Annotated in this window: 14 protein-coding genes (1 of these 14 only partly in view); 6 read left to right on the top strand and 8 right to left on the bottom strand. The window is 61.0% G+C overall.

Features of this window, described 5'->3' with window-relative positions; all coding sequences use genetic code 11:
* On the bottom strand, window positions 1-476 hold a 476-nt coding region (locus tag ACIOU6_RS21940; protein ID WP_401138871.1), incomplete at its 3' end, for a cbb3-type cytochrome c oxidase subunit I.
* A 95-nt stretch (window positions 477-571) separates the two neighbouring features.
* Here ACIOU6_RS21940 and ACIOU6_RS21935 point away from each other — a divergent pair.
* Together ACIOU6_RS21935 and ACIOU6_RS21930 are read left to right on the top strand one after the other, a co-directional pair.
* Window positions 572-1,249, top strand: a complete 678-nt coding sequence (locus tag ACIOU6_RS21935) for an alpha/beta family hydrolase (protein WP_401138870.1) — start codon at window positions 572-574, stop codon at window positions 1,247-1,249.
* Window positions 1,250-2,303: 1,054 nt separating this feature from the next.
* A complete protein-coding gene (locus tag ACIOU6_RS21930; protein WP_401138869.1) occupies window positions 2,304-2,669 on the top strand; it encodes a DUF6124 family protein in 366 nt (121 codons plus the stop codon).
* Window positions 2,670-2,942: 273 nt separating this feature from the next.
* Here ACIOU6_RS21930 and ACIOU6_RS21925 read toward each other — a convergent pair whose 3' ends face one another.
* The 3 genes from ACIOU6_RS21925 to inhA form a co-directional block, all read right to left on the bottom strand.
* Window positions 2,943-4,508 (bottom strand): PAS domain-containing methyl-accepting chemotaxis protein, encoded by a 1,566-nt coding sequence (locus ACIOU6_RS21925; RefSeq protein WP_221733297.1) that lies wholly within the window; start codon window positions 4,506-4,508, stop codon window positions 2,943-2,945.
* Window positions 4,509-4,609: 101 nt separating this feature from the next.
* Complete coding sequence (locus tag ACIOU6_RS21920; RefSeq protein WP_401138868.1) at window positions 4,610-5,401, bottom strand: type II CAAX prenyl endopeptidase Rce1 family protein; 792 nt, start codon at window positions 5,399-5,401, stop codon at window positions 4,610-4,612.
* A gap of 241 nt (window positions 5,402-5,642) precedes the next feature.
* On the bottom strand, window positions 5,643-6,329 hold the full coding sequence (inhA, locus tag ACIOU6_RS21915; RefSeq protein WP_401138867.1) for an isonitrile hydratase: 687 nt from the start codon (window positions 6,327-6,329) through the stop codon (window positions 5,643-5,645).
* 89 nt (window positions 6,330-6,418) lie between these two features.
* Between inhA and ACIOU6_RS21910 the strand changes: the two genes are divergently transcribed.
* Window positions 6,419-7,402 (top strand): GlxA family transcriptional regulator, encoded by a 984-nt coding sequence (locus ACIOU6_RS21910; protein ID WP_401138866.1) that lies wholly within the window; start codon window positions 6,419-6,421, stop codon window positions 7,400-7,402.
* 12 nt (window positions 7,403-7,414) lie between these two features.
* Here the strand turns inward: ACIOU6_RS21910 and ACIOU6_RS21905 are convergent, their stop codons facing one another.
* The 3 genes from ACIOU6_RS21905 to ACIOU6_RS21895 all read right to left on the bottom strand — a co-directional run bounded on the left by ACIOU6_RS21905 (window position 7,415) and on the right by ACIOU6_RS21895 (window position 10,675).
* A complete protein-coding gene (locus ACIOU6_RS21905; RefSeq protein ID WP_221733301.1) occupies window positions 7,415-7,804 on the bottom strand; it encodes a hypothetical protein in 390 nt (129 codons plus the stop codon).
* A gap of 251 nt (window positions 7,805-8,055) precedes the next feature.
* Window positions 8,056-9,882, bottom strand: coding sequence for a glycoside hydrolase family 15 protein (locus tag ACIOU6_RS21900; RefSeq protein ID WP_401138865.1), 1,827 nt, complete (start codon window positions 9,880-9,882; stop codon window positions 8,056-8,058).
* Entirely contained in the window at window positions 9,875-10,675 is an 801-nt protein-coding gene (locus ACIOU6_RS21895; protein ID WP_401138864.1) for a glucose 1-dehydrogenase, read from the bottom strand. The genes ACIOU6_RS21900 and ACIOU6_RS21895 overlap by 8 nt, the downstream gene beginning before the upstream one ends.
* Before the next feature lie 175 nt (window positions 10,676-10,850).
* Here ACIOU6_RS21895 and ACIOU6_RS21890 point away from each other — a divergent pair, with 175 nt between their 5' ends.
* The gene (locus tag ACIOU6_RS21890; protein ID WP_401138863.1) at window positions 10,851-12,023 is read left to right on the top strand and encodes an MFS transporter; all 1,173 of its coding nucleotides are present in this window, start codon (window positions 10,851-10,853) and stop codon (window positions 12,021-12,023) included.
* A 110-nt stretch (window positions 12,024-12,133) separates the two neighbouring features.
* On the opposite strand, the gene ACIOU6_RS21885 is transcribed toward ACIOU6_RS21890, so the two are convergent.
* Complete coding sequence (locus tag ACIOU6_RS21885; RefSeq protein ID WP_401138862.1) at window positions 12,134-13,267, bottom strand: cupin-like domain-containing protein; 1,134 nt, start codon at window positions 13,265-13,267, stop codon at window positions 12,134-12,136.
* A gap of 129 nt (window positions 13,268-13,396) precedes the next feature.
* Between ACIOU6_RS21885 and ACIOU6_RS21880 the strand changes: the two genes are divergently transcribed.
* Together ACIOU6_RS21880 and ACIOU6_RS21875 are read left to right on the top strand one after the other, a co-directional pair.
* On the top strand, window positions 13,397-14,134 hold the full coding sequence (locus ACIOU6_RS21880; RefSeq protein WP_401138861.1) for a thioesterase II family protein: 738 nt from the start codon (window positions 13,397-13,399) through the stop codon (window positions 14,132-14,134).
* Window positions 14,135-14,362: 228 nt separating this feature from the next.
* Window positions 14,363-23,071: the 5' portion of a non-ribosomal peptide synthase/polyketide synthase gene (locus ACIOU6_RS21875; RefSeq protein ID WP_401138860.1), read on the top strand. It continues 3,612 nt past the right edge of the window; the window shows 8,709 of its 12,321 coding nt (coding positions 1-8,709); its start codon is at window positions 14,363-14,365; its stop codon lies off the right edge, out of view.

Raw genomic sequence — 23,071 nt, 5'->3', positions numbered from 1 at the left:
ACATAAATGTGCTTGGTCTTGCGCTGCATGATCGTGCCGAAAAACACGATGGCGTAGGCGACCCAGACGATGGTGATCAGGATGTCGATCGGCCATTCCAGCTCGGCGTATTCCTTGGAACTGGTGTAACCCAGCGGCAGGCTGATCGCTGCCAGCAGGATCACCAGTTGCCAGCCCCAGAAGCAGAACGCGGCGATTTTCGGCGCAAACAGCTGAGTCTGGCAGGTGCGTTGCACCGAGTAGAACGAACTGGCGAACAGCGCGCAGCCACCGAAGGCGAAGATCACCGCGTTGGTGTGCAGCGGGCGCAGACGGCCGAAACTGGTCCAGGGCAAATTGAAGTTGAGTTCAGGCCAGACCAATTGGGCGGCGAGAAAAACCCCGAGGCCCATGCCGACGATGCCCCACACCACCGTCATAATGGCGAATTGGCGGACCACCTTGTAGTTGTAGGCGGTACTGATAGAAGTGTTCATGGTTCCCCATCCACGGTTCAGCCGAAGTGAGTGCGAGCAATAAACGCCGCGAATCCTTCGTCTGGAGTTATAGGCAGACTAAAAGCGAGGCAAGCATGGACAAACAGCACAAGGCCAGTATTGACGGGGATCAATGGGCGCAGTGTGTGCTCGATCATGGATGGCTGTGGGATGCCGCCAGTGGTGAGGCTTCGGCGACGTTGATCCTGGCGCATGGGGCGGGGGCGCCGATGGACAGTGACTGGATGACGGATATGGCTGGGCGCCTTGCTGGACTTGGGGTGAATGTGTTGCGGTTTGAGTTTCCTTATATGGCGCAGCGGCGGGTGGATGGGGTTAAACGGCCGCCGAATCCTGCGCCGAAACTGCTGGAATGTTGGCGTGAGGTGTATGGCTTGGTGCGACTTCATGTCGCTGGGACTTTGGCGATTGGCGGAAAGTCCATGGGGGGGCGGATGGCCAGTCTCTTGGCTGACGAATTGGGGGCTGATGCCTTGGTTTGCCTGGGTTATCCGTTTTATGCGGTGGGGAAACCGGAGAAGCCTCGGGTTGAGCATTTGGCTTCTTTGCAGACGCGGACGTTGATTGTGCAAGGCGAGCGGGATGCGTTGGGGAATCGGGACGCTGTCGAGGCTTACGACTTATCGCCGATTATTGAGGTGTTTTGGCTGGCGTCTGGGGATCATGATTTGAAGCCGCTCAAGGTTTCCGGGTTTACACATGAGCAGCATTTGGCCAGCGCCGCGCAGAAGGTGGCTTGGTTTCTTCGTTGAGGTTTGGGATTGGGATTGGGATTGGGTGAATATCCGTTGCTGCGGTGATGGCTGATTAGGGTTCCGCCCTTACGGCGGGTCACTTTTTCCAGACGCCGAAAAAGTAACCAAAAAGGCTTGCTCCTGCGTTCGGCCCGCTCGCTGGGGCTCGGGGTTCCTTCGCTCCGGGATTGATCCGGGCGCATCGCCTCCGGTTTGCTTCGCTGCACCTCCTCTCGATGTGTTTGGCTTCGCCAAACGGTCGCTGCGCTCCCACCCCCGGATCAATCCCTCCGCTCAGCCTTCCGACGTCGCCCGTGGATCAAGATCAAAAGCGGCAGCCGAGCTTGCGCTCATCCTGTTGAGTGGTGAAGAGCAGAAGCGGTGCGCGTTGGGCGCTGCTCCTGCTTTTGCTTTTCTGTGGGAGCTAGCTTGCTCGCGAAGACGGCCTGACAGTGGACCCATTTCTACAGACCGCATGCAGTTCCTGTGGGAGCTGGCTTGCCAGCGATGGCGGCCTGCCAGCCGACCAATCTCTTGCTGATGCACCCGGCCCAACTGTAGGAGTGAGCCTGCTCGCGATGGCGGCCTGACAGCCGACCAATCTCTTACTGATGCACCCGATCCAAATGTGGGAGCGAGCCTGCTCGCGAAAGCGGTCTGACAAACAACATCAAAACAACAGGCTAACTTCCCGCTTTTTCTGCCCATAAACGCAATCCTGCGAGCACGTTTAAACTACACAACCCGTTACGCCACCGGGCCTACAACACCTTGCGTCGTTGCCTACGCGTACGCCAGAATCCGCCGACTTACGCGGCTATGAGGTGGGTTGTATCGTTTCCCTGTCACTGGAAAACAGTGATCGGGTTTGGTAGCCCGCTTCGGTACCGCCGTATGGCGCCACCTTATTCAGTCTCTTTTTGCGGCTGCGTTTTATATGGTGGACATGCGTGGGGCTCATTCGTGAGCGCCGGGTTCCGTACCGACCGGTCTACCAACCCGCGCATGGCCGCCACCCATCGTTTGGTAGCGAGGGTGTTGGCTCCTATTTCTTCGGTATGGAGCTTCATCTATGTTCAAAATCACGCCAAACCCACCGCACACCGATCCAATCCCCCACGACCCAGCGCTCAGCCTGCAAAAGGTCAAAGAAGCAACCGACCGCGCCCTCGACTATTACCTCAAACCCGAAGACCTGGCGGCTCCGCCAAAATCGCCCAAGTTTCGCCCTGTCTATCTTGTCGATCCCATGGTGGATGAAGAAACCCTGCTCGTCGAAGCCTGCGAGTCGCTTTCATACGCCCATGCCATGGCCGGTAACATCGCCAACTCAATCGGCGGCCCGGAGCGCAAACCGCTGCTGGCGCTGCAACAGGTGATCATGCTTAACGAGCTGTTGGTCAATCGACTGCTGGATAAGCTGAAGTTGCCTCAGTAATTTCGCCGGCTGTTATTGCCTCATCGCGAGCAGGCTCACTCCCACAAGGGATTGTCGTCAGAAACAAATCTGTGATGCCACTACGTTCCAAAGTGGGAGCGAGCCTGCTCGCGAAAGCGGTCTGCCAAGCACCATCACTTTCAGACAAGCAACAAAAAACCCGGAAGCTTTCGCCGTCCGGGCTTTGAAGATCAAAAGATCGCAGCCTGCGGCAGCTCCTACATTGGAATGCATGTTCCTGTAGGAGCTGCCGAAGGCTGCGATCTTTTGCTTTTAGCGGTTAAACCGCTCCACCAACGAGTATTGCGTATTCGCAGTCTTCGTCAGCTCTTCACTCAGCAATGCCGAGTTATGCGCCTGCTCGGAAGTCTGATCCGCCAGTTCCGAAATATTGCTGATGTTGCGGCTGATCTCTTCAGCCACTGCACTTTGCTCTTCGGTCGCGGCGGCGATCTGGGTGGTCATGTCGGTGATGTTAGCCACCGCTTCGCTGATGCCGACCAGTGCCTGATCCGCTTCCAGCACCCGTGCCACGCCTTCTTCAGCCTGGCGATGCCCGGCTTCCATGGTTTGTACCGCACTCGAAGCAGTCTGTTGCAACTTGGCGATCAGGGTGTGGATCTGTCCGGTGGATTCGCTGGTGCGTTGCGCCAGTTGGCGCACTTCGTCAGCCACTACGGCAAAACCACGACCCATTTCGCCGGCACGGGCCGCTTCGATGGCGGCGTTGAGCGCCAGCAGGTTGGTCTGGTCGGCGATGCCTTTGATCACGTCGACCACGCCGCCGATTTCGTCGCTGTCCTTGGCCAGTTGGGTCACGGTCAGGCCGGTTTCCCCTACGACAACGGACAGGCGCTGAATGGCTTCGCGGGTTTCACCGGCGATGTCACGACCGCGACCGGTCAGGCGATTGGCTTCCTGGGTAGCGTCAGCGGTGCGCTGTACGTGGCTGGCCACTTCTTGTGTGGTGGCGGCCATCTGGTTGACGGCGGTGGCGACCTGTTCGGTTTCCACGCGCTGGCGTTCCAGACCGGTCGAGCTGCTGTGTGCCAGTCGGTCGGACTGCTTGGCCTGATCGGTCAGGTGTTCGGCGGTGTCTTGCAGACGAGTCAGGCAGGTTTTCAGGCGCGCTTCCTGGCTGAGGATCGACATTTCCAGACGCGCTTGGGCGCCACGGCTGTCGGTGTACATCTGCGCGATCAGCGGGTCGGACGTGGTCTGCTCGGCCAGACGCAGCAGGCGTTTGAGCCCGCGTTGCTGCCATTGCAGGCCCATCAAGCCCAGCGGCACCGACAGACCGGCCGCGAGGGCGAAGCCCCAGTGCGAGTTCAGGGTCGCGCCGATCACGAAGCTCAGTTGGCTGACCAGAATGAACGGCAGCCAGTCTTGTAGCACGGGTAGCCATTTATCGCTGGAAGGGATCGCCGACTTGCCTTGGTTGATGCGTTGGTAGAGCGCTTCGGCACGGCGGATCTGTTCGGCGGTGGGTTTGATCCGCACCGACTCGTAACCGACCACCTGACTGCCTTCAAACACCGGCGTCACGTAGGCGTTAACCCAGTAGTGATCACCGGTCTTGCAGCGATTCTTGACAATGCCCATCCATGGCAAGCCTTGTTTCAGTGTGCCCCACATGTGCGAAAACACCGCCGCCGGGACGTCGGGGTGACGGACCAGGTTGTGCGGCGCACGGATCAGTTCCTCACGCGAAAACCCGCTGATCTCGACGAAAGCGTCGTTGCAGTAGGTGATCACGCCTTTGGCGTCGGTTGTGGAAATCAACCGCTGCTGAGCCGGGAAAGTCCGTTCGCGTTGTGTAATGGGCTGGTTATTACGCATGTTTTTCAATCCGCAAGGCTTTGAAAGGTTGTCGGCGCTGTCAGCTTTTTATTGAAGTTTTTTTTCAGTTTTAAGTACGGCGTCGCAAAACGGCTCTTGCTTCAGCCAGCGAGCATCGGATAAGTGAACAAGCCGAAATGCAGCAGGTTCAGCCCAAAGTGTGTGGCGATCGCGGCACCGAGCCCGCCGAATCGGTAGGCCAGACCATAGCCGACACCTGCCAACCCCGCCAGCAACACCCATGTCCAGCCTGCGCCGATATGTGCCAGGGCGAACAACGATGAAGCCAGCAGCAGGGCGAGGTTTTCGCCGTAAGGCAGGTGTTTGAAGTGCCGGCTCAGACCGCCCTGTATATAGCCGCGAAACAATGCCTCCTCGACCAGTGTCACCAATAGCAGATTGTTCAGTACCCACAGCCACGCTGGATCCGGCCACTTCGGCGCCCAGGCAATCATGCCGAGCAACATCGCGCCACCCAAAGCCAGAATGACGCTCAAGGTCAGGGCCAAAACAGTGGCGTAGACCGTCAGTCGCAACGACCGTCGCGCGACAATCCACGGGCACACCAGCAACAACCAGAAACCGATCAGCGGTTTGTCGAGATTGAGGTACATCGAAAACGGCACGGCGTTGTCGGTGAAGCGTTGCGGGGCGATGCCCCGGCCGTTATAGAAGCCCGGCAGCCAGTGCAGGGCCAGCGCGACGGCCAAAACAATGAACAGACCATGGCCCAGAAAACGTCCAACCGGCACCTTTTGCTGGCGTACGGCGAACCCGGCGAATAACAGAAGCGCGATCGAGATCAATGCCAGCCAGCCAAGTTGGCCGAGGCTCAGCGCCAATCCGTAGCCGAGGCCGAGCAGTGCCAGAAAGAACCATGGCAGAGACTTCATGGAGGGTCCTTGTGCAGATTTTGTGGAAGGGCTTTCTACACGGACGGGCGGCGGGGGACAAGTGAAGGTGAGGTGAGAAACCGGGACAGCACCAAAGCCATTGGCCAAACACAAATCCCAATGTGTGGGGGCTTGCTCGCGAAGGCGGTGGGTCAGGCAATGAATGTGTCGACTGATACACCATTTTCGCGAGCAAGCCCGCTCCCACCGGGGATTTGTATTCCACCGGGGGGCAGAGGGATCAGCGCAGGTTGAGCTTTGCAGCTGCGCGTGCGGTAATTTCCGTGCGCAGCTTCAACGATGGCGCGGCGAGCAGGCGGGCCTGGTCGACGATTGTGCTCGATGCGTTTTCAGGAGAGCCCGAGTTGAACGGCGGTGCGGGCGCATATTCGAGTTGCAGTTGCACGCGTTGTGCTGTTTCGGCATCGACCAGTTCTGCCGCCAGCACCAGCGCAAAGTCGATCCCGGCCGTAATTCCGCCCCCGGTGAACAGATTGCCGTCACGCACCACCCGATCCTTCACCGCAATCGCGCCCAAGATTGGCAGCAACTCGTGGTACGCCCAGTGCGTGGTTGCGCGTTTGCCTTGCAGCAGACCGGCGGCGCCGAGTACCAGCGAGCCGGTGCACACCGAGGTCACGTAACGCGCGTGGGCGGCCTGGCGTTTAATGAACGCGAGGGTCTGCTCGTCTTCCATCAATGGCCCGACGCCGCCACCGCCCGGCACACAGATCACATCCAGATCCGGGCAATCTTCGAACGTCGTGGTCGGTTTGAGCAGCAGCCCTGTGCTGGCGGTGACCGGCATCAGATCCTTCCAGATCAGGTGCACCTGCACATCCGGCAGCGAAGCGAGCACGTCATACGGGCCCGTCAGGTCGAGTTGCTGAACCTGCGGGAATAACAGAAAACCGATCTGCAACGTCATGGTGTTTTTCTCCATTGAAGGGGTGGACGGCTTCACTGTAGGCGCGTAGGTTCTGGCGTATACGCCAATAACCCCACGAATTACGCCAAATGCCCAAAGCCATTCACGTACTCGCGTTTGCCAACATGCAGATCCTCGACGTCACAGGGCCTTTGCAGGTGTTCGCCTCGGCCAACGATCTTGCCCGTCAGCGCCGCTTGCCCATTCCCTACGCGCCATCGGTGATCGCCAGCGAGGGCGGGGCGGTGATGTCGTCGGCCGGCTTGGCGGTATTGGCCGAACCGCTACCGCAAGCACCCAGCGACACGCTGATCATTGCGGGCGGCTGGGGTATTTATCCGGCGGCTGAAGATGTGCCGCTGGTGGATTGGGTGCGGGAACACGCGGCGAAATGTCGGCGCGTGGCTTCGGTGTGCACCGGGGCTTTCTTGCTCGCAGCCAGCGGCTGGCTCGATGGCCGTCGCGTTGTCACTCACTGGACCCGTTGCGAACAACTGGCGCAGCAGCATCCGAAACTGCAGGTCGAAGCCAATCCGATTTTTATCAACGACGGCCCGGTCTGGACCTCGGCGGGCGTCACCGCCGGCATCGATCTGGCACTGGCGATGGTCGAGCAAGACCTCGGTCGCGAGATTGCGCTGGACGTCGCCCGGCATCTGGTGGTGTTCCTCAAACGCCCGGGCGGGCAGTCGCAGTTCAGCGTGACCTTGTCTTTGCAAAATCAGGGTAATCGGTTTGATGACTTGCATGCCTGGATCGCCGAGAACCTGACCTGCGATCTAGGCGTGCCGACCCTGGCCGAGCAGGCCGGAATGAGCGAACGCAGCTTCGTGCGCCATTACCGCGCCGACACCGGCCAGACCCCGGCGCGGGCTATCGAGTTGATCCGGGTCGAGACGGCGCGGCGGTTGCTCAGTGATACCGGGCTGCCCATCAAACGGATTGCGACCAATTGCGGGTTTGGCAGTGAAGAAACGCTGCGCCGTAGTTTCCTGCGCGCGATTGGCGTGACGCCGCAGGCTTATCGGGAGCGGTTTTCGGTCAGTGCTACCAAAGATCCAGCACTGCCTTGAGGGTTTGCCCGGTCAGGCCTCAGCTTCCGCCACCTGATTGAAATACTTGGTCCGATCCGGGGTAAACGTCACTCGCATCTTCGTCCGCGAACAGGTCAGCGTGCGTTCTTCACTCAAGTCGATATCCAGGTGTTCCCCGCGCAACCCCTGCCACTGGGCGAGGTATTTCAGCGAGCCGTACTTCTCGTTTTTCTTCAGGCTGCGACTCACGCCGCCTTTCCAGCCGAGTACCGGCAGTTCGTCGGCGAGGCATTGTTGAGCGAGTTCGGGGAAACGGATGGCGCGCTGGCGGCCGATTTCCCAGCATTTGATCAGGCCTTTGTCGTCGGCCTCCCACAGTTGAGTGCGGGTCAGGCCGGTGCGCAGGGGCGAGTCGATGGTGCGCTGGATGTGGTGGGTCATTCTGGTTCCTTGAATCGGGTTTTGTTGGACAGCTCCGCTGTGCCCGTTGCGGTGGATGGTAGGGGCGGATTAAACAGCTGGCAACAAGGTATTTCGTGGTGTAAGTGCAAGTTGCAGGGGGAGGATGGATCAAGTTCTGTTGAGTATTTGTAGTCCCTCGCCGCAGGGACAGGACTTTCCTGCATCAGTCGCGGGTTTTAGTCCTACAGCGAGGGTTTTTTGAGTGAAATTTCCGACAGCCTCTGACGACATTACGGCTGCCAAGCATTCTTTTCTCCACTCAAACGGCGATCCAGAAAACTTGCCGCGCTGATCAACGCCAGGTGTGTCAGCGCCTGTGGCGTGTTGCCCAAGTGGCGTCCATGGGTGTCGAATTCTTCGGCGTACAGCCCCAGCGGGTTGGCGTAGCGCAGCAGTTGTTCAAATTGCAGATGGGCTTTTTCCACCTGCCCGGCGCGCGCCAGGCATTCGACGTACCAGAATGAACAGGCGGCGAACGCGCCTTCGGTGCCGGGCAGGCCATCGATGCCGTTGTCGTCGTTGCGATAGCGATAGACCATGCCTTCGCGCACCAGGCTTTTCTCGATGGCGTGCAGCGTTGCCAGCCAGCGCGGGTCCTTGGCGCTGACGAAGCGCATCAACGGCATCAACAGCATCGAGCCGTCAAGCGCGGTACCGCCCTGGTACTGAACAAAATGCCCATGTTCTTCGTTCCAGAAGTTTTCCCAAATGTCGCTATAAATGGCCTGTCGGGTTTGATCCCATCGCGCAAATGGCGCGGGCAGCGAGCGTTTGTAAGCCAGGCGAATCGCGCGATCCAGCGCTACCCAGCACATCAGCCGCGAATGCAGAAAATGATGCTGCTCACCGCGCATCTCCCAAATTCCTACATCTTTGTTCTGCCAAGTCTCACAGACGCGGTCGACTATTTGCCTGACATGGTTCCAGCCTTCGTGAGAAATCGCATCGCCGTACTTGTTGACCAAGTACACCGCGTCCATCAACTCGCCAAAAATGTCGAGCTGGATTTGGTCGTAGGCTTCGTTGCCGATCCGCACGGGCTGGGCGCCGCCGTGGCCTGACAGGTGAGTCAGCTCGGTTTCCGGCAACTGCTGTCGCCCGTCGATACCGTACAGAATATTCAGTTTCATCGATTTGCCGTGGCCATCGCTGACCCGGCCACGCAGCCAGCGCATGTAGTCGTTGGCTTCCCCGACAAAGCCAAGACGCATGAACGCATATACCGTGAATGAGGCGTCGCGGATCCAGGTGTAGCGATAGTCCCAATTGCGCGAGCCCCCCGGCGTTTCCGGCAGGCCGAACGTGGCGGCGGCGAGGATGGCGCCGTGTCTGCGTGAGGTCAGCAGCTTGAGTGCCAGCGCCGAGCGGTTGACCATCTCGCGCCAGCGTCCGCGATAGCTGGACTGGCCGATCCAGTCGCGCCAGTACTTCAGGGTGCGCGCCATGCACAGGTTGCCGGCCCCTTCGGCAAAGCGAGGGTCTTGGCTTTCACCGAGCATGAACGAGGCTTGCTGATCCTGCCGCAGGGTGAATGTTGCGACAGCTGCACCTGCGTCAATGTGCAGGTCCTGGTCCGCTGCCAGTCGCAGGGTTGGAAAACCACCGGCGCTGAATAACACGTCTTGCTTGTCCATCCGGGCGCTCGTTTCGGCGCGGGCGTAGTCATGCTTGACGGCGCAGCGCATATGAAAAGTCGCCTGACCGCTGGCCACCCGAACCCGCCGCATGAGCACCGGCATGTCATCTTCGTTGTCGCCGATGGGGAGCAGGTCAGTCACTTCGACCACCGCGTGCTCACTGAGCCAACGGGTCTGCAAGACGTTGGTGCCCGGCAGGTAAATCTGTTCGCGCCGTGCATCGGGCAAGTCCGGTGCCAGTTGAAAAATCCCTGCTTCAGGGGTATCCAGCAGCGAACAGAAAATCGACGGGCTGTCGAACTCCGGCCAGCAGAAAAAATCCACGCTGCCCTTGTCGTTGACCAGTGCCGCACTGCGCATGTCGCCGATGATGCCGTGGGCATCGATCGGGCTTTGTCGTTCTTGATGATGTTCAGCCATTGCCGCGAAACTCCGGATAGAGGCTCATGCCGCCGTCGATGAACAGGGTCGTACCGACGATGTAGTCGGACGCGTCAGAGGCGAGGAAGACCAGGGCGTTGGCGACGTCTTCAGCTTCGCCGATACGTCCGTAGGGAATCAGCTCAAGCAGTTTTTCGCCGGCATCTCCTTCAGTGGCCGCTGTATTGATCGCCGTGCGAATCGCTCCCGGCGCAATGCCGTTGATGCGAATGCGCTGATGGCTGACTTCCTGAGCGAGGGTCTGCATCAACTGATCGACGCCTCCCTTGGAGGCCGCGTAGTTGACGTGCCCGGCCCATGGGATGCGCTGGTGCACAGAACTCATGTGAATGATCTTGCCAGCGGCCCGGGACACACCTTCGCGAATCCCTTGGTGCTGGAAAATCCGCAGCGCGGCGCGGGCGCAGAGAAACTGGCCAGTGAGGTTGACGCCGATGACCGTGTTCCAGTCGTCCAGCGACATATCCACGGCGGCGGCGTCTTTTTGCAGGCCGGAATTGGCCACCAGAATATCCAGTGAGCCAAAGGCTTTCAGGGTTTCGGTGAACATCCGTTCGACCTCATCCTCTTTCGACACATCGGCGCCAATGGCGAGGGCTTGACCACCGTCGGCGATGATCTGCCGGACCAGCGCTTGGGCGGGTTCGGCATGGCGATTGTAGTTGATGACGACCGCCGCGCCGGCAGCGGCGAGGGCTTTGGCAGCCGCATGACCGATGCCGGAACTGGCGCCGGTGATGAGTGCCACTTGATGGGCGAGGGAAATCTGCATGCGAAGTCGCGCCTGGATTGAGGGCTTATTTAGCTGACTGATGGCCGGCGGCCAGAGTTCATCGACGAACATGAAATAAACGATAGGAAGGCCTTCACACTCCACCAACAATTCCCCGCTTCCACGCACATCAGCCTTTATGGCAACTTGGCCGCCCTTGATGAGGCAGCAACCGATGGCAAACCCTTACCGCGAATTGTTCAACGCCCCCGGCACCCGGAATTTTGTGCTGGCTGGGATGATTGCGCGTATGCCGATTTCGATGACGGGCATCGGCGTGATCACCATGCTGTCGCAGTTGAAGGGCGGGTATGCGCTGGCGGGTGCGGTGGCGGCGACGTTTGCCTTGGCCACCGCGTTTTGTGCGCCGCAGGTGTCGCGGCTGGTCGATCGGTTTGGTCAGGGGCGCGTTTTGCCACTGTCGGCATTGATCGGTGGCGGGGCGTTGTTGATGTTGTTGCTGTGTACGCGGTTGCAGGCGCCGACCTGGACGCTCTTCATCTTCGCCGCGTTAGCCGGTTGCATGCCCAGCATGTCGGCAATGGTGCGGGCGCGCTGGACGGAAATCTATCGCGGCCAGCCACAACTGCAGACCGCGTATGCGCTGGAGTCCGTGCTTGATGAAGTCTGCTTTATCGTCGGCCCGCCGCTGTCGGTGGGGTTGTGCGTGGCGGTGTTTCCCGAAGCCGGGCCGCTGGCGGCGTTGTTGATGTTGGCGATCGGCGTAACGGCGTTCGTGGCCCAGCGCAGCACCGAGCCTGCGGTGCATCCCCACGCATCCCATCACCAAAGCTCGATCATTCGCTCGACGGACGTTCAATGGTTGCTGCTGTTGATGATCGCCATGGGCATCATCGTCGGTGTGATCGATGTGGTTAGCGTGGCGTTCGCCCAGCAACAAGGCCAGCCTGCCGCTGCGAGCATTGTGCTGTCGGTGTACGCCATCGGCTCGTGCCTGGCCGGTATCGCGTTCGGTGCGATGCGCTCGAAACTGCCGCTGCCGCGATTGTTTCTGTATGGCGGTGTCGCGACGGCGGTGACGACCTTACCCCTGTTGCTGGCGAACAATATTTTCGGGCTGTCGGTGGCGGTGTTTATCGCCGGGTTGTTCTTCTCGCCGACGCTGATCGTGGCGATGGCGTTGATTGAGCGCATTGTGCCGCCGGCCAAACTCACCGAAGGGCTGACCTGGCTGGTGACTGGTCTGAGCATCGGCGTCGCTGTCGGTGCCGCCGGGTCCGGGGCACTGGTGGATGCCTTTGGCGCGCGTAGCGGTTTCTGGCTGGCGATTGCGGCCGGTGCGGTGGTGCTGGTTTCGGCGGTGCAGAGCTTCCGGCATTTGAAATGAGTTTCGCCTGTGGGAGCGAGCCTGCTCGCGAATGCGGTCGTCCATTGAACATTGACGTCGACTGATCTGGTGCTTTCGCGAGCGGGCTCGCTCCCACAGGGTTTGCGCCGTTACCAGCCCCGCCCCGAGTTGACCCAGAAGTTCACCGACAGCGACGTCGACACCGACGCCACTTGATGGAACCAGCCCTCCGGCAAGAACAGCAGATCCCCGGCCTCCAGCGTCACCCGCAGGAATGTCACATCCCGTGCCGCCGGGAAGCGCTCGTAGTCCGGCGCATCCGGGTTGAAATCACAGCCATCCAGGCCGCCCTTGGGCGCCGTCGACCAGGTGCCCAGCGCTTCACGGTGATGAGGCGCGGCGAGGGTGAAGGTCTTCTGCCCCCAGACCTGAGCAAACAGATTGTCGGTGTCGTCGCGATGCAACGGCGTCAGCGTGCCTTTGGGGCCGATCCAGATTCGTGGCGGGATGAACAGCGTGGCATCGAAGTAGGACGGGTACTGGATCTGCTGCATCAATTGCGCCGGCAGAATGTTGTTGCCCATGTACGCCGGCGGTTCACCGTCTGCACTTTTGGCCGCTGGCGTGTCCAGCGAGGCGATGAAGTCGGCCATCGATGTTGAACGGAAATCACGTTCGGTAGAGAAGGTTTTCTTCACGTAATCGCCATGGCGGGTGATGCCTTGCAGTTCGGCGAAATGCACCAGTGATTCTTCGCGGCTGAGTTTGAACAACGGCCAGTCGTGCAGCGCGTGACTGATCACCACGGGAATACCGTTGGGCAAGTACTTGCTTTTGAATTCGCTGACCGACAACTCGTTGTGCGCGCGCCGTTCGATGCTGATCTGTCTCGGCAGGCTGGCGGTGAGTTTTTCACTGAAGCGTGGCGGTGTCGGATAGCGCTTGTTCATGTCGACCTTCTCCGTCACGGCGCCACCGTGCATCGCATGCTCGATGATCTGCGGCAGTAGCGTCGCCAGGCCCATGTTGCCGCCGATCTTCAGACGACCGCTGGCGAACAGTTCTTCGACGTTGGCCATGCCGCCCATGATCCCGAGAAAGTCGCGCTCGGCGACTTCGATGGTCACATCGGGGCTGGCATGTCGGCCAGGCACAGTGCGGCTGCTGGCCTTGACCTCGGACCAGTAGGCCTGCTGCGGGCCGAACACGAATTGAAAAACGCCTTCGATGCCGACGGCACCGGCATTGGCGAACAACTTGCCCAGAATGCGCTGCAGGTCCACGGTGAATCCTCATTATTGGTTTTGGCCTGAACAGTTAACGAGCGCCTGTATGCGGGATTTACTGGCTGGCGACTAATTTGTTCGGGGCGCAATCCGTTTCTCACTACAGACAATTTTTTTGAGGAGCGCATGGTGACCAAGCTGATCCTGCTGTGCCTGCCGTACTCCGGCGCCAGTGCCATGGTCTACAGCCGCTGGCGGCCGAAGATGCCGCAATGGCTGCACTTGCAACCGGTAGAGCTTCCGGGACGCGGCGCACGTTTCGGTGAGCCATTGCACACCGACATGCGTGCATTGGCGAGGCAACTGGCTAAAGAGTTGTGCCCGACACTCAAGACGCCTTACGCGCTGTTTGGCCATAGCCTCGGTGCGTTGCTGGCCTGCGAATTGGCGCACGCCTTGCGTGCCCTCGGTTGCCCGGAACCGGTTGCACTGTTCGCCTCGGGCACGGCGGCGCCGACGATGCGCGCCGATTACGATCGCGGGTTTGCCGAGCCGAAAACCGACGCCGAGCTGATCGACCAATTGCGCACGCTCAATGGCACCAGCGAAGAAGTGTTGGCCAACGCGGAGTTGATGAGCCTGACGCTGCCGATCCTGCGCGCGGACTTCCAGCTCTGCGGCAGATTCGAGCCGTTACGGCGACCACTGCTCAACTGCCCGGTGCATGTGCTCGGCGGCAAGGCTGACCGCGCCACCACCGAGCAGTTGATCGGCTGGAGCAAGGAAACCCGTGGCAGCTTCTCGGTGGACATGCTCGCCGGTGGGCACTTTTTCATTCATGAACATGAGGCCAAGGTGCTCAAGGTGATCAAGGATCAACTCGATGTGCATCACCGCCGGCACAACCTGATGGCCGTCGTGTAGCCCGATTCCCGTAACTTACCCAATACCCCGTGGGAGCGAGCCTGCTCGCGATAGCTATTGATCAGTCACTACAACGATGACTGACAGGTCGCCATCGCGAGCAGGCTCGCTCCCACAATTTTTGTCTGCCTGACAGTTATTCTCATTCGCTAATTTTTCCGGTCTGCATTCGTTTTATAGGGACGACGTGCCTTTGTGCTGCCTGCCTACTGATCCGGATGCTGAGAAATGAATGCTGAAGACTCCTTGAAACTTGCTCGCCGGTTTATCGGGCTGCCGCTGGAAAAACGCCAGATGTTCCTTGCGGCTTTGCAAAAGGAGGGCGTGGATTTCGCCCGGTTTCCGATCCCCGCCGGCATCGAGGCCGAGGATCGTCAGGCGTTGTCCTACGCGCAGCGGCGCATGTGGTTTCTCTGGCAACTCGATCCGCAGAGTGGCGCCTACAACTTGCCGGGCGCAGTGCGTCTGAGTGGGCGCCTGAATGTGGCGGCGCTGGAGCAAGCGTTCGCCAGTCTGGTCGAGCGTCACGAAACCCTGCGCACGGTGTTCCAGCGCCAGGCCGATGACCGCCTGCTGCAAGTGCCGGCCAGCGCACCGCTGGTGATTGCCCGCGAAGATTTCAGCGCGCTGCCGCAGGCCGAACGCGAGCAGGCTGTGGTTTACACCGCCGAGCAACAATCGGTGCTGCCGTTCGATCTGGCAGTCGGTCCGCTGCTGCGGGTCAATGTGCTCAAACTCGCGGAGCAGGAACACGTCCTGTTGCTGACCTTGCACCACATCGTCTCCGATGGCTGGTCGATGAACGTGCTGATCGATGAATTCATCCGCTGCTACGACGCGTTCGATGGCGATCAGAAGCCGCTACTGGCACCGCTGCCGATTCAGTACAGCGACTATGCCCTGTGGCAACGCCGCTGGCTGGAGGCGGGGGAGCAGGCGCGCCAACTCGACTACTGGCAGGCGCAACTGGGCGACGAACATCCGGTACTGGAATTGCCGCTGGATCATTCGCGCCCGGCGGTGCCGAGCTATCGCGGTACCCGCTACGAATTTGCCGTCGACGCTCAGTTGGCCGAGCAACTGCGCAACACCGCGCAGCAGCATCAGGTCACCTTGTTCATGTTTTTGCTCGGCGCCTTTAACGCGCTGCTGCACCGGTATACCGGCCAGACTGATATCCGCGTCGGTGTGCCCATCGCCAACCGTAATCACGGCGAAGTCGAAGGCTTGATCGGTTTCTTCGTCAACACCCAGGTATTGCGCACGCAGGTGGATGGGCAAACTCGAGTCGATGAGCTGCTGTGCGCGATCAAGGAAACGGCGCTTGGCGCCCAGGCGCATCAGGATCTGCCGTTCGAGCAACTGGTCGAAGCGCTGAAACTGGAACGCAGCCTCAGCCACACGCCACTGTTCCAGGTGATGTACAACCACCAGCCGCAAGTGGCCGATATCGCCAACATCAGCACTGCATCGGGCCTGTTGCTGGACAGTCTCGACTGGCAGAGTCGTACCACGCAGTTCGACCTGACCCTGGATACCTACGAGAAGGGTGGCAAGCTGCACGCCGCGCTGACCTACGCCAGCGACCTGTTCGACGCCAAGACCATCGAACGCATGGCGCGTCATTGGCTGCGATTGCTGGCAGCGATGCTCGCTGATCCATCGCAGCGGGTTGGCGAGTTGCCGCTGCTGGAGGCGGATGAACAGCACGCGCTGGTGCACCTCTGGAACGACACTTCGGTTGCTTACCCTATCGAGCAGCCTATCCATCAACTGATCGAAGCACAGGTTGCGCGCACGCCCCATGCGCCGGCGCTGGTGTTCGGTGAACAGACCCTGAGCTACGCCGAACTCGATGCCCGGGCCAATCGTCTGGCGCACCTGCTGCGTGAGCAGGGCGTGCGGGCGGACAGTCTGGTCGGCATCTGCGCCCAACGCTCCCTAGAGATGGTCGTCGGCCTGCTGGCCATCCTCAAGGCTGGTGGTGCCTATGTGCCGCTGGACCCGGAGTATCCGCAGGAACGTCTGGCCTACATGATTGAGGACAGCGGCATCACCTTGCTGTTGACCCAAGCGGCGCTGCTGACATCGCTGCCGACTGACGGCGTCAAAGTCATTACGCTGGATCAGCCGGGCCTGCTCGACGGCTACAGTGAAAGCCGTCCCGAGGTCAGCGTTGATCCGTTGAATCTTGCGTACGTGATTTACACCTCCGGTTCCACCGGCAAGCCCAAGGGGGCCGGCAACAGTCATGCCGCGCTGGTCAACCGCTTGTGCTGGATGCAGGAAGCTTACGCTCTGGACGCCAGTGATTCGGTGCTGCAGAAAACCCCTTTCAGCTTCGACGTATCGGTCTGGGAGTTCTTCTGGCCGCTGCTCAGCGGTGCGCGTCTGGTCGTCGCTGCGCCTGGGGCGCACCGTGATCCGCGGCAGATGATCGACACCATTAACCGCCACCGCATTACTACGCTGCATTTTGTGCCATCGATGTTGCAGGCGTTTATTCACGAGCCGGGCGTCGAAACGTGCGCCGGCCTCAAACGCATCGTGTGCAGCGGTGAAGCATTACCACTGGATGCGCAACTGCAAGTCTTCGCCAAACTGCCGAATGCCGGCCTCTACAACCTCTACGGCCCGACTGAAGCGGCCATCGACGTCACCCACTGGACCTGCGTCGACGAAGGCGTCGACAGCGTGCCGATCGGTCGTCCGATCGCCAACCTGCGCACCCATGTGCTCGACGCCGAACTGTTGCCGGTGCCAACTGGCGTGGCCGGCGAACTGTACCTGGGCGGAGCGGGGCTGGCGCGCAGTTATCACCAGCGTCCGGCACTGACCGCCGAACGTTTTGTGCCGTGCCCGTTCCATGAGGGCGCGCGCCTGTACCGTACCGGTGACCGTGTGCGTCAGCGAACTGACGGCGTGATCGAGTACCTGGGCCGTCTCGACCATCAGGTGAAACTGCGCGGTTTGCGCATTGAACTCGGTGAAATCGAAACTCGCCTGATGCAGCACTCGTTGGTGCGTGAGGCCGTGGTGCTGGTGCAGGGCGGCAAGCATCTGGTGGCTTATCTGGTGCTGGAAAATACTCAGCCAGACGAGCAATGGCAGCAGGACGTCAAAGCCTGGCTGCTCGGCAGTCTGCCGGAATTCATGGTGCCGACCTACCTGATGACCCTGGCCACACTGCCGGTCACCGCCAACGGCAAACTGGATCGCAAGGCCCTGCCGCAACCTGACGCCGCGCCGCAGCAAGCCTTCGTTGCGCCGCAGGACACGATGCAAAAAGCCCTGGCGGCGATCTGGGCCGACGTGCTCGGTCTTGAGCGCGTCGGCCTCGAAGACAACTTCTTCGAGCTGGGCGGCGACTCGATCATCTCTATTCAAGTGGTCAGCCGCGCGCGACAGGCCGGGATTCGCGTCAGTCCGCGTGATCTGTTCCAGTACCAGACCGTGCGCAGCCTCGCGCTGGTCGCCACGCTGGACAGCCAGACGTCGGTGGATCAAGGGCCAGTGACCGGCGACGCCGTACTCGGGCCGATCCAGCAACACTTCTTCAGCCATGCGATGCCGGTGCGTGAGCACTGGAACCAGTCGCTGCTGCTGACCCCGCGCGCCACTTTGAACGCTCAGTGGCTCGATACCGCGCTGGCGCACATGATCAACCACCACGATGCCCTGCGCCTGCGCTTCGTCGAAAACGCCGAAGGCTGGCAGCAAAGCCATGGCCTGCGGGTTGAAAGCGCTGGGCTGTGGCAGCGCGACGCCGACTCTGTCGAGCAGTTGAACGCCTTATGCAACGAGGCCCAGCGCAGTCTTGATCTGCGCAACGGCCCGCTGCTGCGCGCGTTGCTGGTCACGCTGGCCGATGGCAGCCAGCGTCTGGCGCTGATCATTCATCACTTGGTGGTGGATGGGGTTTCCTGGCGAGTGCTGCTGGAAGATGTGCAGCAGGCCTATGAGCAACTGGCGGCGGGCGGCGGCATTCAATCGCCGGCAAAAACCAGTGCCTTTCAGAGCTGGACAGCACGCCTCGAAAGCGCAGCGTCGCGCTTCGACGACCAACTGAGCTATTGGAAAACCCAGCATCAGGATGCCCTGGATCTGCCCTGCGAGCGTCCGGATGGCAGCCTGCAGAACCGGCATGGCGAGAAAATCCAATGGCGCCTCGACGCCGAGCGCACCCGTCAACTGTTGCAACAGGCGCCGGCAGCGTATCGCACGCAGGTCAACGATCTGCTGCTCACTGCACTGGCGCGCACCATCAGCCGCTGGAGCGAGCAACCGGGCACGCTGATCGAGATGGAGGGGCATGGTCGCGAAGATCTGTTCGATGACATCGACCTGAGTCGCACCGTGGGCTGGTTCACCAGCCTGTTCGCGGTAAATCTGATTGCCGCCGACGATCTCGACGGTTCGATCAAGTCGATCAAGGAGCAACTGCGCGCGGTGCCGGACAAAGGTCTGGGCTATGGCGTGCTGCGTTATCTCGCGGCGCCGTCGGTACGCGCCGAACTTGAGGCGCTGCCGCAGCCGCGCATTACCTTCAACTATCTCGGCCAGTTCGACCGCCAGTTCGACGAGGCGGCGCTGTTCGTGCCGTCCGCTGAAAACAGCGGTGTCGCGCAGGATCCAGAGGCGCCGCTGGCCAACTGGCTGACCGTGGAAGGTCAGGTGTATGGCGGCGAACTGTCGATGAGTTGGGGTTTCAGCCGCGAGATGTTCGACGGCGCAACCGTACAGAAACTGGTGGATCAATACGCCGTCGAGTTGCACGCGCTGATCGAACATTGCTGCACCCTGCAAACCGCGCAAGCGACGCCGTCGGACTTCCCGCTGGCGCAGGTCACGCAGGCGCAACTCGATGCACTGCCGGTGCCGGCCGGTCAGCTCGATGACCTTTATCCACTGTCGCCGATGCAGCAGGGTTTGCTGTTCCACACCCTCTACGAGCAAGCGGGGGGTGAGTACATCAACCAGTTGCGCGTCGATGTGCAAGGCATTGATCCCGAGCGTTTCCGCGCCGCATGGCAGGCCACCGTCGATGCGCAGGACATTCTGCGCAGCGGTTTCGTCTGGCAGGGCGAACTGACGCAACCGGTGCAGATCGTGCACAAGCAGGTGAAATTGCCGTTCACCACACTGGACTGGCGCAGCCGCGAGGATCAACCAGCCGCTCTTGCAGCGTTGGCCGATGCCGAACGTCAGCAAGGCTTTGATCTGACCTGCGCGCCATTGCTGCGACTGGTGCTGGTGCAGACCGGCGCCGAGCAATGGCACCTGATTTACACCCATCACCACATCCTGATGGACGGCTGGAGCAACTCGCAGTTGCTTGGCGAAGTCTTGCAGCGTTACGGCGGCCGTACGCCGGTAAGCGGCGGTGGACGTTATCGCGATTACATTGCCTGGCTGCAACGGCAGGACAGTCAACTCAGTCAGGACTTCTGGAGCGAACAACTCGCTGCGCTGCAAGAGCCGACCCGACTGGCCCGCGCCGCCACCGGCGGGGAAAACCTCAGCGGTCACGGCGATCATTACTTGACGCTGGACGTGTCACGCACCCAGGCACTGAAAGCGTTTGCCCGTCAGCAGAAAGTCACTGTCAACACCTTGGTGCAAGCGGCTTGGCTGCTGTTGCTGCAACGCTACACCGGTCACGAAGCGGTGGCCTTCGGCGCGACCGTGGCCGGGCGTCCGGCGGATCTGCCGGGCATCGAGCAGCAGGTCGGTTTGTTCATCAACACCTTGCCGGTCATCGGTGCGCCGCGTCCGGATCAAACCGTCGGCCAATGGCTGCAAGCAGTGCAGGCGCAGAACCTTAGCCTGCGCGACTTCGAACACACGCCGTTGGCGGACATCCAGCGCTGGGCCGGGCAGGGTGGCGAAGCGCTGTTCGACAACATTCTGGTGTTCGAAAACTACCCGGTTACCCAGGCGCTGAGTCAGGCCGGGCAGGGGCTGGTGTTCGGTGATGTGGGCAATCTGGAGCAGACGCATTACGCCCTGAGCGTTGCCGTGACATTGGGTCAGCAACTGGCGTTGCATTACAGCTTCGACCGCGCCCAGTTCGCCAGTGACGTGATCGAAGGTATCAGTGCGCACCTGCTGCAATTGCTTGAGCAGTTTGCCGCATCGGCTGAGCGCAACCTCGGCGAAATCGGTCTGGCCAGCGCTGAAGAGCAGGCGCGCCAGCAAGCCGAAAACCATCCGCAACCGTACCCGGTGGACATCGGCGTGCATCAGCGTATTGCCGCGCTGGCCGGCGAAAATCCGCAACGCACGGCGGTGATCTTCAACGGTCGGCGCTTCAGCTATGGCGAAATCGATCAGCGTGCCAACCAATTGGCCCATGCGCTGATCGCCCGTGGCGTCGGCGCAGAAACCCGCGTCGGTGTGGCCCTGCCGCGCAGTGAGGCGGTGATCGTCGCATTGCTGGCGGTGCTCAAGGCTGGCGGCGCTTACGTGCCGCTGGACACCCGTTATCCGCGTGAACGCCTGGCCTATCTGATCGAGGATTCCGGGCTGGCGCTGCTGATCAGCGACGCGTCAGTGTCGGCGCAATTGCCTGTGGCCGAATCGGTGCCGCTGCTTGAACTCGATCGCCTCGACTTGTGCGAATGGCCGATCACCGCGCCGCCCGTGCAGCTCGATCCGCACAACCTCGCGTATGTGATTTACACCTCCGGCTCCACCGGCAATCCGAAAGGCGTCAGCGTCGCTCACGGCCCTTTGGCGATGCATTGCCAGGCCATCGGTCAGCGTTATGAAATGCGCGACAGCGATTGCGAATTCCACTTCATGTCGTTCGCCTTCGACGGCGCCCATGAGCGCTGGCTGACCAGCCTGACCCACGGCGCCTCGTTGCTGATCCGCGACGACAGCCTATGGACACCGGAGCAAACCTACAACGCCATGATTGAGCATGGCGTGACCGTGGTCGCGTTCCCGCCGGTGTACCTGCAACAACTGGCCGAACACGCCGAGCGTGTGGGCAGTCCACCCAACGTGCGCATCTACTGCTTTGGCGGCGACGCGGTACCGAACGCCAGTTTCGAGCGGGTCAAACGGGCGCTCGATCCGGACTTCATCATCAACGGCTACGGCCCGACCGAAACCGTGGTCACGCCGCTGATCTGGAAGGCCGGCCGCGATGTGCCGTGCGGCGCCGCTTACGCGCCAATCGGCAGCCGCATCGGTGACCGCAGCGCCTACGTGCTCGACGCCGATCTGAACTTGCTGCCGCAAGGCATGGCCGGTGAGTTGTATCTGGGCGGCACGGGTCTGGCCCGCGGTTACCTGAACCGTCCGGGGCTGACTGCCGAGCGTTTTGTCGCTGACCCGTTCAGCCGCGCTGGCGGCTTGCTTTATCGCACCGGTGACCTCGTTCGTCAGCGCGTCGACGGCACATTCGACTATCTGGACCGCATCGACAATCAAGTGAAGATCCGCGGTTTCCGCATTGAGCTCGGCGAAGTCGAAGCCGCCCTGCAAGCGCTCGACGGTGTGCGCGAAGCCGTGGTCGTGGCCCAGGAAGGCAGTGCGGGTAGCGGCAAGCGTCTGGTCGCCTATGTGGTGGGCGATTCTGCCCGCGTCGACTTCACCGAAGACCTGCGTGCGCAGCTCAAGGCCATCTTGCCGGCGCACATGGTGCCGGCGTATGTCTTGCGTCTGGAGCGCATGCCGCTGACGCCAAACGGCAAGCTCGACCGCAAGAACCTGCCGAAGCCGGATGTCAGTCAACTGCAACAGACCTATGTCGCTCCGCAGAATGCGCTGGAGCAACAATTGGCGACGATCTGGCAAGACGTGCTTAAGCTTGGGCAGGTCGGCATCAGCGACAACTTCTTTGAGCTGGGCGGCGACTCGATCATTTCCATTCAAGTGGTCAGCCGTGCGCGGCAGGCCGGCATTCGCTTCACGCCCAAAGACCTGTTCCAGCACCAGACCATCCAGGCGCTGGCGGTTGTCGCGCAGACGGGCGAAGCGCTGCAAGTGATCGATCAGCAACCGGTGACCGGCCGCACGGCACTGTTGCCGATTCATCAGGAATTCTTCGCTCAGGCGATTCCCGACCGTCATCACTGGAACCAGTCGGTGATGCTCAAGCCGAATCAGGCGCTCGATGGCCACTTGTTGGAGCAAGCGCTGGACGCGCTGGTGCTGCACCACGACAGCCTGCGCCTGGACTTTGTCGAGCAGGCTGACGGCTGGATCGCGAACTACCGCGACATCGCCACGCAAGCAGGTGAAACCATTCTCTGGCAAGTCGAGGTCGCCGACCTCGCAGCCCTTGAGGCATTGGGCGACAAGGCTCAGCGTAGCCTGCAACTGAGCGGTGGCTCGCTGATTCGCGCGGTGCTGGCGAACCTGGCCGATGGCAGTCAACGCCTGCTGCTGATCGTCCATCATCTGGTGGTCGATGGCGTGTCGTGGCGGATTCTGTTTGAAGATCTGCAAAACGCTTACCGGCAGATCGCTACGGGCAATGCCGTGCAGTTGCTGGCCAAGACCCATGCGGTCAAAGCCTGGGCGCAGGCCTTGCAGGAATACGCCGCCACGCCTGCGTTGCAGTCTGAACTGGGCTTCTGGCAGCAACAGTTGCAAGGTGCATCGGCGACGTTGCCTTTCGACCGTCCCGACGGTGGGCAGCAACACGATCAGGCGCTGACCATTCGCAGCAAACTGGACCAGACCCTGACCCGTCAGTTATTGCAGGATGCCCCGGCGGCTTATCGCACGCAGGTCAACGATCTGCTGCTGACCGCGCTGGCGCGGGTGATGGTGCGCTGGACCGGTGCCGACCACGCGCTGGTTTTGCTCGAAGGCCACGGTCGCGAAGACCTGTTCGACAGCGTCGACCTGACGCGCACCGTCGGCTGGTTCACCAGTGTGTTCCCGGCGCGCCTGTCGCCGGTTGCCGAGCCGGGCGCATCG

Origin of the sequence: Pseudomonas sp. NPDC087615 (genome assembly GCF_044743445.1) — a bacterium.
In the GTDB taxonomy this organism is placed as follows: domain Bacteria; phylum Pseudomonadota; class Gammaproteobacteria; order Pseudomonadales; family Pseudomonadaceae; genus Aquipseudomonas; species Aquipseudomonas baetica_A.
Note: the sequence above shows the minus strand (reverse complement) of the source record. Positions and strands in the feature narration are given on the sequence as shown.